Below are 12,451 nucleotides of genomic sequence, written 5' to 3'. Positions count from 1 at the left end.
GTCAGCGCGCCTGGTCCACCCAGGCCACGAGCTCGGCCACCGCCGCATCGCTCGCTGCGGCGAGCCCCTTGACGCCGCCGGCCGCATCGGCGCTCGGCGCCGGCCGCTGCAGCGCAAAGCTGCGCTGCGCCAGCACGCGGTCGCCGCCGCTGCCGCCTCGGATCAGCGTGGCACGCAAGCGCACCAGGCCCACGCTCGAGGCCGGCGACTCGAAGTAGTGGCTGAACTCCTCGAGCGAAACCCGCAGGGTGTCGGGCACCCGGCCTTCGGTGCGCGCGATGGTGGCGCTCTCCTCCGGGCCGAGCACCGTGCGGCGCCTGGCCAGCGCATCGCGCAGCCGCTGGTGCAGCAACTGGGCCGGCGCCAGGCTCCAGCGCGCCTGGCCGTAGGGGCGCAGCTCGTTGGAATCGGCGTAACCCAGTCGATAGAGCAGTTGCGTGCCCTCGAGTCGCGTGCTGGCGTCGATCTCGGCCAGCGCGATCGGCGGCAGTGCCGCGGGGTTCGGCGATGCCGGCGCGGCTGCCGCGAGATTGGGGCCGAAGTCGTAGAGCGTCGCGCGGGCGGGCTTGTCGGGCAGCGCGCCGCAGCCCGTTGCGAGCAGCGCCGCGCCTGCGGCAAGAACGGCAAGGATCGGAAGGCGCCGGGCGGGCGTCCGCGAATGCGGGTGTGCGTTGTTCTTCATGTTCGTCACGATCAAGGGCGCGCGGCCGGTGCGGAAAAGCCGGGCTCGCCGGGCCCCGCCACCACCCCACCGTTGCCGAAGAGCAGCGATTGCGGGTTGTCGTTGATGCTGTCGGCCGTGCGGCCCAGGCGGCGCACCGCCCGCGATGTGTCGTCGGCGACGCGGTTCACGCGCGGCAGGGTGGCGGCGTTGAAGGAATCGACTGCCTGCGCCAGCGCGCGGGTGCCGTCGCTCAGGCGCTCCACCGGGCCGTCCTTGGCGTTCAGGCGGGTCACCGTGGTGTTGGCGTTGTTGGCCACTCGCGAAACGTCGCTGGCGGCGGCCTTCACCGTCCCCATCGTGTCCTTGGTGCGTTCGATCAGCGGCGGCAGCGCTGCCAGCGCCGGGTTGAGCCCGTTCTTGACCGTGTTGTCGAGCGAGCGCGTGAGCTGGTTGGCGCTGGCCGTGGCTTGCGCGATGCTCTCCAGCGCATCGGCGATGCGCTTCTGGTTGGGGTCGCCCAGCAGGGTGTTCGCACGCTTCGTCACTTCCTCGATCTGGCCGATGATGGCCTCGCCGCGCTCCTGCAGCTGGGCCAGCACCGAAGGCTTGAGCGGGATGCGCGGCGGGTCGTCGTTGTTGGGCGACAGCGGCGTCTGGGATTCGCCCTTGTCGTCCAGCGCGATGAAGGCCAGGCCGGTCACGCCCTGGTAGGCCAGGGTGGCGTAGCTGGAGGTGGTGAGCGGCACCCGCTGGTCGACCGTGATGCGCACCCGCACATTGCCCTTGACCTTGGGGTCGAAGTCGATCAGCGACACCTTGCCGACGGCGATGCCGCGGTAGCGCACCATGGCCTGCGGCTGGAGGCCGCTGACGGCGTCGCGCGTGGACAGTTCGTAGACGTTGCGCACCGTGTTGTCGCGCGTGAGCCAGAACACCAGCGCGATCAGCGCAGCGGCCAGGCCGAGCACGAAGGCGCCGGCAGCGATGGCATGGGCCTTGTTTTCCATGGCAGCTACCTTTCAGTGGATGGGACCGGGCGCGCGCCGGGGCGCCCCGCGACGAGCGCCGAGGGCGCGCCTTCGTGCAGGGCCTCCATGGCGCGCTGGCCGCGGCCGCCGAGGAAGTACTCGTGGATGAAGGGATGCGGATAGGCGATCACGTCGCGCGCGGTGCCGGCGACGATCACGCGCTGGTCGGCCAGCACCGCGATGCGGGTGCTCAGGTCGAACAGCGTGTCGAGGTCGTGCGTGACCATCACCACCGTGAGCCCGAGCTCGCGGTGCAGGCCGCGCAACAGGTCGCAAAAGCCGTCGGCGCTCTCGGGGTCCAGCCCCGCGGTGGGTTCGTCGAGCAGCAGCAGGGGCGGGTCCATGATCAGCGCGCGTGCCAGCGCCACGCGCTTGATCATGCCGCCCGACAGGTCCGCCGGGCTCTTGGTCGCTTGCTGCGGCTCCAGGCCGACCATCTGCAGCTTGACCAGCGCGGCGTCGCGGATCAGCTCCTCCGGCAACAGCTTGAGCTCGCGCAGCGGAAAGGCGATGTTGTCGAGCACGCTGAAAGCCGAGAACAGCGCGCCGTGCTGGAACAGCATGCCGACCTGGGCCGCGCCGGTGGCGCTCATGCGCCCGGGCGGGTGGCCGAGCACGGAGACCTCGCCCTTGTCGGGATGCTCCAGGCCGAGGATCTGGCGCAGCAGCACGGTCTTGCCGGTGCCCGAGCCGCCCACCAGCGACAGCACTTCGCCACGGTAAATCGTGAGGTCGAGGTCGCGGTGCACCACCTGGTCGCCGTCGGGCGACTCGAACACGGTCCAGAGCTTGCGGATCTCGACCACCGCTTCGCCGTTGCCGTTGCTTCCATTCATGCCCTGAACCCCACGCCCTTGAAGAGCACCGCGAACAGCGCATCGACCAGGATCACGACCGTGATCGATGCCACCACCGAGGAGGTGGTGCCGCGCCCCAGGCTCTCGGTGTTGGGCTTGACCTTCATGCCGAAGTAGCAGGCGATCAGCGCGATCAGCACGCCGAACACGGCCGACTTGCCCATCGCCAGCCACAGGTTGGCCAGCGGCACCGCGCGCGGCAGCGCCGTCACGAAATAGGCCGGCCCGATGCCGAGCGTGAGATCGGCCGCGATCATGCCGCCGAAGAGCGCCGCCATCGAGGTCCACATGCTGATCAGCGGCATCGCGATGGCCAGCGCGAGCACGCGCGGCATGACCAGGCGGAAGCCGTGCGGGATGCCCATCACGCGCATCGCGTCGAGCTCCTCGGTCACCCGCATCACGCCGATCTGCGCGGTGATGGCCGAGCCCGAGCGGCCGGCGATCAGCACCGCCGCGAGCACCGGCCCCAGTTCGCGGATCAGCGACAGGCCGAGGATGTTGACGATGAAGGCCTCGCCTCCGTACTGGCGCAGCTGCTGCGAGGTCAGGTAGGCCAGCACCACGCCGATCAGCAGGCCCACCAGCGCGGTGATGGGCAGCGCGGTGGCGCCGAAGTGATAGAGGTGGCCGGAGAAGTCACGCCACGGTGCACGATGCGGCGCGCGCAGCAGCTTGCCGATGTCCAGCGTGAGCTGGCCGATCAGGCGCAGGAAGTCGCGCGCCACGAACATGATGCGCGGGCCGATGTGGGCGAAGTCGTGCAGGCGCTCGGCCAGCGTCTTGGCCGGCTCGGCCGGCGGGCGGCAGGTGTATTGCGCCACCTGGTCGAGCACGGCCTTGTGCTGCGATTCCATCTCCAGCCGCGCCGGCCATGCGTGCTGCCAGTGGTTCCACAGCAGCTGGGCACCGATGTGGTCGAGCTGGTCGATCGGGCGCAGGTCCCAGGCCCGGCCGTCCTGCGCCGGTGTGCCCGCAAGGCTCTTCTCGAGCGCATCCCAGCTGGTCCGGGAAGACATGGCCATTGCGGTCCAGCAACCGCTGGCGACCGCCCAGCGACTGCCGGCCTCCTCGCGTTGCTCGACGCGGGGACGCCTGCTGTGCGCGTCTTGCGCGTGAGCGGGCGGCGGCGACTCGATCGGCATGGAGGGTGATTGCTTCTGCAGGGCGGAGATCGCGACATCGTAACCGCGGCGATTGACGCTGCGACGTCCGATCTCCGCGCGGCGGCGTAGGCGGCTGCGCCATGGACTGCCGCGCGGGGCTGCTTTGCGCGGTGTTACCATGGTGACACCATGCCATGATTCACGGAGGCGCCATGTCCACCACCTCCCTCAAGCTGCCCGACGCCTTGAAAGAACGCATTCATCATTTCGCCGCCGAGCGCAGGGTCTCGACGCACGCATTCATGGTGAGCACGCTCGAGAGCGAAATCGAACGACTCGAGGCGCGCGCCGGATTCGAAGCATCGGCCGAAGCCGCGGCCGCGGACATCGACGCCGGCGGACCGGTCTACGACCTGGCCGAGGTGCGACGTCACGTCGAGGCGAAGCTTCGCCCCGGCACATCGAGGTCGAGCAGGCCGCGGGCGCTGAAAGCCGCGAGCGCGAAGTCCGCGACGCGCCGACCGTGAGCCCGATCGTCTTCTCGGCGCAGGCCCTCGCCGATCTCGATCGCCGGACCGGCGTTCCCGCGCAGACCGATGGCGCCGCAGCCATGGCAACCGCAGAGCTCATCTTCGACGCCGCCCTGGTCCTGAAGCGCCACCCGGCGATCGGGCGGCCGACCGCGCGAGGCCTGCGCGAACTGGTGATCTCCCGCGGCCGCACCGGCTACATCGCGCTGTACCGCGAGAACCCCGCCGGCCATCGCATGGAAATCCTCGCCCTTCGCCACCAGCGCGAGGCGGGCTACGGAGGCAGCAAGCAACCATGAGCGACACCACCTTCGACTACGTCATCGTCGGCGCCGGCACCGCCGGCGCGCTGATGGCCAACCGCCTGAGCGCCGACAAAAACCGGCGCGTGCTGCTGATCGAGGCCGGCCGCAAGGACGACTACCACTGGATCCACATCCCGGTGGGCTACCTCTACTGCATCGGCAACCCGCGCACCGACTGGCTCTACACGACCGAGCCCGACGCCGGCCTCAACGGGCGCAGCCTGCGCTATCCGCGCGGCAAGACGCTGGGCGGCTCCTCCTCCATCAACGGCATGATCTACATGCGCGGCCAGTCGCGCGACTACGACCAGTGGGCCGCGCTCACCGGCGACGACACCTGGCGCTGGGACCAGGTGCTGCCGGCCTTCAAGCAGCACGAGGACTTCTATCTCGGCGCCGACGAACTGCACGGCGCCGGCGGCGAGTGGCGGGTCGAGCGCCAGCGCGTTCGCTGGGACGTCCTGGATGCCTTCGCCCAGGCGGCACAGCAGGCCGGCATTCCGCATTCGACGGACTTCAACCGCGGCAGCAACGAGGGCGTGGGCTACTTCCAGGTCAACCAGAAGAACGGCTGGCGCTGGAACACCGCCAAGGCCTTCCTGCGGCCCACCTGCTACGGCCGCCCCAACTTCGAGCTGTGGACGGGCGCGCAGGTGTCGCGCCTGCTGCTCGACACCGGGCCGGACGGCCGCAAGCACTGCAGCGGCGTGCAGGTTTGGGACGGCCACGAGATGGTCGTCGCCCACGCGACGCGCGAGGTGATCGTGTGTGCGGGCAGCATCGGCTCGCCGCAGATCCTGCAGCTCTCGGGCATCGGGCCGGCGGAGCTGCTGCGCCGGCACGGCATCGAGGTGATGCTCGACGCGCCGGGCGTCGGCGCCAACCTGCAAGACCACCTGCAGATCCGCGCCGTCTACAAGATCAAGGACGCGCCCACGCTCAACATGCTGGCTTCGTCCTACTACGGCAAGGCCAGGATCGGCCTCGAATACCTGCTCAAGCGCAGCGGCCCGATGAGCATGGCTCCCTCGCAGCTCGGCGCCTTCACCCGCAGCTCGCCCGAGCACGAATGGCCCAACCTCCAGTACCACGTGCAGCCGCTCTCGCTCGACGCTTTCGGCGAGCCGCTGCACAGCTTTCCGGCCTTTACCGCGAGCGTGTGCAACCTCAACCCGACCAGCCGCGGCACGGTGCAGATCAAGAGCCACCGCTTCTCGGATGCGCCGGCGATCGCACCCTGCTACCTGAGCACCGAGGCGGACCGCAAGGTGGCGGCCGATTCGCTGCGTGTCACGCGCCGTATCACGGCCCAGCCCGCGCTGGCGAAGTACCGGCCCGAAGAATGGAGGCCCGGCCTCCAATATCAGAGCGACGAGGAGCTGGCGCGGCTCGCGGGCGACATCGCCACGACCATCTTCCACCCGGTGGGCACCACCCGGATGGGCGCGGACGGTGATCCGATGGCCGTGCTGGATTCACGACTGCGGGTGCGCGGCATTGCCGGGCTGCGCGTGGTCGATGCGGGCGCCATGCCCGTCATCACCAGCGGCAACACCAACAGCCCCACCTTGATGATTGCGGAGAAGGCGGCCGGCTGGATTCGCGAGGCCGCCGCCGGCTCGTAGCCTCAGCTTGTTTCCGGGTGTTTCAGACGGCGGGTAATCCCCGATGCACTGGCACGGTGCGTCCGCCTAAAGTCCAGCCACTCGCAAACGGGCCTGCCCGCAGCGCGGGGGACCGAGGAGACACTTGCCGAAGAACTAGAACACGCTATAGACAAGGCATCCGCACGAGATGCTGTTTTTTTGATCAAGGCGCCGCTGGTCGGCGCCTTTTCTTTTGCCGATCGGCGCGGCCCCTTCGCCGAGCTCCGCACCGACAGGGCAAAGAGCGCCTCCATCTGGGGCGTGGCCCGCGCGCCACGCCTTACTGAACCAGCTTGCCCCTGGCGCCGAACATCGCGAAGTCCACGTAGTGCGAGGCCGTCTGCCCCCGGGCGCTGAAGTCGAGCACATAGCCGCCGACGTCCACGGCCTTCGCGGAGGCCAGCGCGGCGCCCACGCCGGCCGCGCTGAGGGTGCCGGCGCCCTCCATCACCTTGACCAGCGCCTTGGCGGCGATGAAGCCCTCCATCGAGCGCGCCGAAAGATCCGGGTCCTTCGACGCCTGGCGCAGTTGCAGGTACTCGCGCACCACGGCGCGGTCCCCCTGCTGCGGCAGGACGACCGAGAAGGCGTAGCCGCGCGCCCGTTCGGGCCCGAGCGCCTTGAGCAGCGCGTCGGTGTCGATGATCGAGAGGCCGTAAAGCATGCTGCCGGCATCGCCCGCGGCCGTGTACTGCTTGACGAACTCGATGCCCGCCGCGGTGGTCGCGCCGAGAAACACGACCTGCACCTTGGCCTTGGCGATCTCGGCCACGGCCTTCTCGACCGCCACCGTGTTGCGTGGGTAGCCGGCGCGCACCACCAGTTGCATGCCATGGGCCTTGGCGGCCGCCTCGGCGCCGGCCAGCACATCCTGGCCCAGGCCATCGTCCTGGTAGACCAGTCCCACACGCTGCACGCCGACAGCGGCGAGTTGGCTGAACAGTCGCGCGACCTCGTCGCGATAGCTCGCCTTCACCACGTAGATGCCCGGCGCCTGCGCCACGCTGCTCGCGCCGGAGACGGCGCCGATCATCGCGACACCTTTCTGTGCCAGCACACCGTCCTTGGCGACGGCTTCCAGGTTGGTGGTGCCTACCATTCCCATCAAGGCCACCGGCGATTCGGCGGCGATGATCTCCCGGGTCAGGCGCACGCTCTCCTCCGCCTTCTGCCCGTCGTCGCGGGTCACCAGCTTGAGCGGCCGGCCACGCACGCCGCCCTTGGCATTGATGGCGTCGAAGTACAGCTTCGCGCCGGCGTGGATGGCCCGGCCGGTGACCGCCTGCGGGCCGGTGAACGGCGCGACCTGCCCGACGACGATGGGCTCGGCCGCCGCGCCCCATGAGGCGCTCGCCGACAGAAATGCAGCCGCACAGGCGGCGCGCCAACGCGCGAAGCGGCGCTCGCCTTGGTTCCCGGAGTCCATAAACCCTTTCCGACCTCGTGTTGGATCGATATCGTTGGTAACGATTGTTTACAAAGGGCGCGAGCCTACACGAGGGACTAATCCCCCTCGAACACTCCGGGTTAACCCGCGATGCGGTTCAGGGCGCGGTCGCGGCGCCGCTCACGACGGGCGGCCAGGGCATCTCGCTGGCCACGCGCGGCTTGCCCATGGGCGCGATGGCCTTGCCGACCTGCACGGCCGCCAGGTCCTGCTCGTTGGGGTACTGGTCGGCCAGCCAGTAGTCGAACGCCCGGCGCACGATGGGCGCCGCCGCCGCCGCCCCGAAGCCGGCGTTCTCGACGATGACGGCGATAGCGATCTTCGGCGCCTCGGCCGGCGCGAAGGCCGCGAACAGCGAGTGGTCGCGCTGGTGCTCCTCCAGCGCCTTGGCGTTGTACTTGGTGTTCTGGCCCCACGCCACGGCCTGGGCCGTGCCGGTCTTGCCCGCAGAGGTGTAAGGCGCGCCGGCGAACACGCGCGTGCCGGTGCCGCCCTTGTTCACCGCCACCAGGGCGTTGCGCACCAGGTCGACGTGCTTGCGCTGGTAGCCGAGGCTCTCGCCCGGCGGCTGCACGAGCTCGGTGACCTCGCCGGTGACCGTGTCCTTGACGGCCTTCACCAGGTGCGGCCGGTACTTGGTGCCGCCATTGGCCAGCGTCGCCTGGGCCACGGCCAGCTGCAGCATGGTGAAGTTGTTGTAGCCCTGGCCGATGCCGAGCGACACCGTTTCGCCCGGGTACCACTTCTTCATTTCCGGGCGCTTGTAGGCCTCGCGCTTCCAGGTGGTGCTGGGCAGCAGGCCGCGCACCTCGCCGTGCACGTCGATGCCGGTGATCTGGCCGAAGCCCAGCGGCTTCATGAAGTCGTGGATGGTGTCCACGCCCATCTCGACGGCGAGCGAGTAGAAGTAGGTGTTGCTCGACATCTGGATCGCGCGGTGCATGTCCACGCCGCCCAGGCCGCCCTCGTGACTTCGGAAAGTGTGGCCGCCGAAGGTGTAGAAGCCTGGATCGTTGACCACCACGCTGGGCGCGCGCTTGTTGAGCTGCAGCGCGGCCAGGGCCATGAAGGGCTTGTAGGTGGAGCCCGGCGGGTAGGTGCCGCGCAGCGCGCGGTTCAGGAGCGGCTTGTCGATGGATTCGTTCAGCGCCGCCCAGCTCTCGCCGTCGATGCCCTCGACGAACAGGTTCGGGTCGAAGGTCGGCTTGGAGACGAAGGCCAGGATCTCGCCGGAGTTGGGGTCGATGGCCACCAGGGCGCCGCGGCGCTCGCCGAACATGTCCTCGATCAGCTTCTGCAGCTTGATGTCGATCGAGAGCTGGACGGTGTTGCCCGGCGTCGCCGGGTGGCTGCCCAGGCGGCGCACCGCCCGGCCGCCGGCGGAGGTTTCCATCTGCTCGACGCCGGTGTGGCCGTGCAGCGTCTTCTCGTAGCTCTGCTCGATGCCCAGCTTGCCGATGTAGTCGGTGCCCTTGTAGTTGGCCTGGTCCTCCTCGCTCCACTCCTCGATCGCGGTTTTCTCGCGCTGGTTGATGCGGCCGATGTAGCCGAGCACGTGGGCGGCGAGCTCGCCGTTGGGGTAGTTGCGGAACAGCCGCGCCTTGATCTCGACGCCGGGAAAGCGGTAGCGCTGGGCGGCAAAGCGGGCGACCTCTTCGTCGCTCAGGCGGGTGCGGATCGGAATCGAGTCGAAGCTGCGCGAGTCCTCGCGCAGGCGCTTGAAGCGGCGGCGGTCGCGCTGCGAGACCTCCACCACCTCGCCCAGGCTGTCGATGGTGTCCTCCAGGCTGCCGACCTTGGAGGGCGTGATTTCCAGCGTATAGGCCGAGTAGTTGGAGGCCAGCACGATGCCGTTGCGGTCGAGAATGAGGCCGCGGTTGGGCACCACCGGCACCACCGCCGTCCGGTTGCTCTCGGCCTGCTCCGCCAGGTCTTCGTGCCGCACCACCTGCAGGAAGAAGAGCCGCGCGCACAGCAGCCCGAAGGCGACCAGCACCACCAGGCCGATCACCAGCACGCGGCGCCTGAAGCGCGCGAGGTCGGCGGCAACGTTGCGGAGTTCGGTCATGGCGCGCGAAGCCTACGCTGACCGCCGACGCGGGACAAGGCGGCGGCCGGGCTGTTACAAGGGCCGGTTGGCATCGGGTTCGGGGGCGCGCCGTTGCGGCGCCAGCAGCAGCAGGGTCACGAAAGGCCAGAGGCACGCCTCGACCACCGGCGCCACCAGGAAGCCCCAGCCGGGGAAGATGCCGCCGCCGAGCATGCGGATCGCCACCTCGATCAGATGCGAGATCGCGAACAGCGGCAACACCTGCAGCGCCTGCGAAAGCAGCGGATACCAGAGCAACCGGCGGTGCACCATGATCGCGAAGAAGCCCAGCGTGGTGTAGGACAGGGCATGCTGGCCCAGCAGGGCGGTCTGGTGCACGTCCATCAGCAGGCCGAACATGAAGGCCGCGCCGATGCCGATGCGCGCCGGCTGGTGCACGCTCCAGAAGACGATGGCCAGCGCCAGCAGGTCGGGCAGCCAGGCGGCACGCCCCAGCGGCACCATGTTGATCAGCAGCGCCACGATCAGGCTGGTCCAGAGGAACAAGGGGTTGACCGGCAGCAGCAGCTGCTGGTGGCCGGGGCGCATGATCATGGGGCGCGGCCCTCCTTCTTCTCTGCCTTGGCGGGCTTGTCGGGCTTGTCGGCTTTCCCGGCCTTGTCGCCCTTCGCGCCGGCCTTGTCGGCCTTCTTCTTCGCCGCCACGCTGGTGTCGGCTGCCGCGGGCGGCGCCGGCTTGGGCATCTGATTGGCGGTGGGCGCCAGCACCAGCACATAGCGCGCGGCCGTCACATGGGCCATGGGCAGGCAGTGGATGCGGGCGAAGGCGGAGTCGGCGCGGCGGTCGATGCGGTCGATCTTCGCCACCGGCAGCCCCGGCGGGTAGACGCCGTCGACCCCGCTGGTGGTGAGCAGGTCGCCCTCTTGCACATCGGCGTTGGCGGCCGTGAAGCGCAGCTCCAGCCCGCCGCCATGGGCACTGGCATCGCCGAAGGCCACGCTGCGCGCGCCGGTGCGCACGTTCTGCACCGGGATCGACAGGTCGCGGTCGATCACCAGCGTGATCTCGCTGGTGAAGGGCTGTACCTGCGTGACCTGGCCCACCACACCGTGCTCGTCGATCACCGGCGAGCCGGGTGCGATGCCGTTGGCCAGGCCCTGGTCGATCACCAGCTTGCGGGTATACGGATCGGCCGCGTCGTAGAGCACCTCGGCCGCGCGGCCCGGGGTTTGCGTGATCTGGCGCAACTCGAGCAGCGAGCGCAGCCGGGCGTTCTCCTGCGCGAGGGTGTCGGCCTGGCTCGCGCGCTCGGACTGCAGCGCCAGCGCCTTGCGTGCCTCGGCCTCCTTGGCCTGCGCGGTCTGCAGGTCTTCCAGGTAGCGGCCGCCGCCCAGGGCCAGTTGCACCGGCTTCAGGGCCAGCCACTGGATCGGATAGAGCACCGCCCCGATCCCGGCGCGCAGCGGCTGCACGATGTTGAAGCGGGCATCGGCCACCATCAGGAACAGCGCCAGCGCGCTGAAGAAGATCAGCTTGCTGAGCGCCGAGGGCCCCTGGTTGAACAGGGGCGGCGCAGTGCGGTCGAGGGTGCCGAGCGGCATGCTGCTTTATGCCACGAGCCGAACTGTTGCGGGGGTGCCGCGGGAACGGCCTCGCCCCGTCCTGAGCCCGACGAAGGAGCCTGTCCTGAGCCCGACGAAGGGCCGGGCCGCCGGCGCCGCCCCCGGGGGGAGCGCGACACGGAGTGCGCGCGGCCTGGGGGCGAGCAACATTTATTCGCTGGTGAAGATGCTGCCCAGGCGGTCCATCCGCTCGAGGGCGATGCCGCAGCCGCGCACCACGCAGGTCAAGGGGTCTTCCGCCACCAGGACCGGCAGCCCGGTCTCTTCGGCCAGCAGGCGATCGAGGTCGCGCAGGAGGGCGCCGCCGCCGGTCAGCATCATGCCGCGCTCGGCGATGTCGGCGCCCAGCTCGGGCGGGGTCTGCTCCAGCGCATTCTTGACGGCCGAGACGATGTTGTTGAGCGGATCGGTCAGCGCCTCCAGCACCTCGTTGCTGCTGATGGTGAAGCTGCGCGGCACGCCTTCGCTGAGGTTGCGGCCCTTGACCTCCATCTCCTTGACCTCGGAGCCGGGGTAGGCCGAGCCGATGCTCTTCTTGATGACTTCGGCCGTCGGCTCGCCGATCAGCATGCCGTAGTTGCGGCGGATGTAGTTGATGATGGCCTCGTCGAAGCGGTCGCCGCCGACCCGCACGCTGCCCTTGTAGACCATGCCGCCCAGCGAGATCACGCCCACCTCGGTGGTGCCGCCGCCGATGTCGACCACCATCGAGCCGCTGGCTTCCGACACCGGCAGTCCGGCGCCGATGGCGGCGGCCATGGGCTCCTCGATCAGGTAGACGGAGGTGGCGCCGGCCGCCTCGGCCGCGTCCTTGATGGCGCGGCGCTCGACCTGGGTCGAGCCGCAGGGCACGCAGATGATGATGCGCGGGCTCGGCGTGAGCAGCGAACGCGGGTGCACCATCTTGATGAACTGCTTGATCATCTGCTCGGTGATCACGAAGTCGGCGATCACGCCGTCCTTCATCGGGCGGATGGCCTCGATGTTGCCGGGCACCTTGCCGAGCATGGCCTTGGCTTCGCGGCCCACCGCCTGGATCACCTTCTTGCCGTGCGGCCCGCCCTCGTGGCGGATGGCGACGACCGAGGGCTCGTCGAGCACGATGCCCTTGTTGCGGGCAAAGATCAGGGTGTTGGCGGTGCCGAGGTCGATCGCGAGGTCGGTCGAGAAGTACCGACGGAAAGCTCCGAACATTC

Annotated in this window: 12 protein-coding genes; 3 read left to right on the top strand and 9 right to left on the bottom strand. The window is 69.5% G+C overall.

The genetic code is table 11. The features are described from left to right. Nucleotide 1: 1 nt before the first annotated feature. From AC3A6Y_RS05475 to AC3A6Y_RS05460, 4 genes are read right to left on the bottom strand one after another with little or no spacing between them, the layout of a single operon-like run. Nucleotides 2-682: an ABC-type transport auxiliary lipoprotein family protein gene (locus tag AC3A6Y_RS05475; RefSeq protein WP_487867206.1), complete on the bottom strand. Its 681-nt coding sequence runs from the start codon at nucleotides 680-682 to the stop codon at nucleotides 2-4. Nucleotides 683-693: 11 nt separating this feature from the next. Next, the gene (locus AC3A6Y_RS05470; RefSeq protein ID WP_487867205.1) at nucleotides 694-1,671 is read right to left on the bottom strand and encodes an MlaD family protein; all 978 of its coding nucleotides are present in this window, start codon (nucleotides 1,669-1,671) and stop codon (nucleotides 694-696) included. Nucleotides 1,672-1,676: 5 nt separating this feature from the next. Continuing rightward, a complete protein-coding gene (locus AC3A6Y_RS05465; RefSeq protein WP_487867204.1) occupies nucleotides 1,677-2,528 on the bottom strand; it encodes an ABC transporter ATP-binding protein in 852 nt (283 codons plus the stop codon). After that, nucleotides 2,525-3,694: an MlaE family ABC transporter permease gene (locus AC3A6Y_RS05460; RefSeq protein WP_487867203.1), complete on the bottom strand. Its 1,170-nt coding sequence runs from the start codon at nucleotides 3,692-3,694 to the stop codon at nucleotides 2,525-2,527. The genes AC3A6Y_RS05465 and AC3A6Y_RS05460 overlap by 4 nt, the downstream gene beginning before the upstream one ends. Nucleotides 3,695-3,867: 173 nt before the next feature. On the opposite strand from AC3A6Y_RS05460, the gene AC3A6Y_RS05455 reads away from it, so the two are divergent. Genes AC3A6Y_RS05455 through AC3A6Y_RS05445 form a run of 3 tightly spaced genes read left to right on the top strand, consistent with a single transcriptional unit; the run spans nucleotide 3,868 to nucleotide 6,115 of the window. Then, a complete protein-coding gene (locus tag AC3A6Y_RS05455) occupies nucleotides 3,868-4,182 on the top strand; it encodes a hypothetical protein (RefSeq protein WP_487867202.1) in 315 nt (104 codons plus the stop codon). Then, nucleotides 4,179-4,484, top strand: coding sequence for a type II toxin-antitoxin system RelE/ParE family toxin (locus AC3A6Y_RS05450; RefSeq protein ID WP_487867201.1), 306 nt, complete (start codon nucleotides 4,179-4,181; stop codon nucleotides 4,482-4,484). Before AC3A6Y_RS05455 ends, AC3A6Y_RS05450 begins: the two co-directional genes overlap by 4 nt. Continuing rightward, on the top strand, nucleotides 4,481-6,115 hold the full coding sequence (locus AC3A6Y_RS05445) for a GMC family oxidoreductase (protein ID WP_487867200.1): 1,635 nt from the start codon (nucleotides 4,481-4,483) through the stop codon (nucleotides 6,113-6,115). Before AC3A6Y_RS05450 ends, AC3A6Y_RS05445 begins: the two co-directional genes overlap by 4 nt. A gap of 301 nt (nucleotides 6,116-6,416) precedes the next feature. Here the strand turns inward: AC3A6Y_RS05445 and AC3A6Y_RS05440 are convergent, their stop codons facing one another. The 5 genes from AC3A6Y_RS05440 to AC3A6Y_RS05420 form a co-directional block, all read right to left on the bottom strand. Beyond that, complete coding sequence (locus AC3A6Y_RS05440) at nucleotides 6,417-7,562, bottom strand: ABC transporter substrate-binding protein (protein WP_487867199.1); 1,146 nt, start codon at nucleotides 7,560-7,562, stop codon at nucleotides 6,417-6,419. 118 nt (nucleotides 7,563-7,680) lie between these two features. Continuing rightward, complete coding sequence (gene mrdA / locus AC3A6Y_RS05435; RefSeq protein ID WP_487867198.1) at nucleotides 7,681-9,651, bottom strand: penicillin-binding protein 2; 1,971 nt, start codon at nucleotides 9,649-9,651, stop codon at nucleotides 7,681-7,683. 54 nt (nucleotides 9,652-9,705) lie between these two features. Next, on the bottom strand, nucleotides 9,706-10,227 hold the full coding sequence (gene mreD, locus AC3A6Y_RS05430; protein ID WP_487867197.1) for a rod shape-determining protein MreD: 522 nt from the start codon (nucleotides 10,225-10,227) through the stop codon (nucleotides 9,706-9,708). Beyond that, nucleotides 10,224-11,234, bottom strand: a complete 1,011-nt coding sequence (gene mreC, locus AC3A6Y_RS05425) for a rod shape-determining protein MreC (protein ID WP_487867196.1) — start codon at nucleotides 11,232-11,234, stop codon at nucleotides 10,224-10,226. The genes mreD and mreC overlap by 4 nt, the downstream gene beginning before the upstream one ends. Nucleotides 11,235-11,405: 171 nt before the next feature. After that, entirely contained in the window at nucleotides 11,406-12,449 is a 1,044-nt protein-coding gene (locus AC3A6Y_RS05420) for a rod shape-determining protein (protein ID WP_106560937.1), read from the bottom strand. Between the last annotated feature and the right edge of the window lie 2 nt (nucleotides 12,450-12,451).

The organism is Variovorax sp. Soil_C_17 (assembly GCF_057657265.1).
This window is presented reverse-complemented; position numbering and strand designations above follow the sequence as displayed.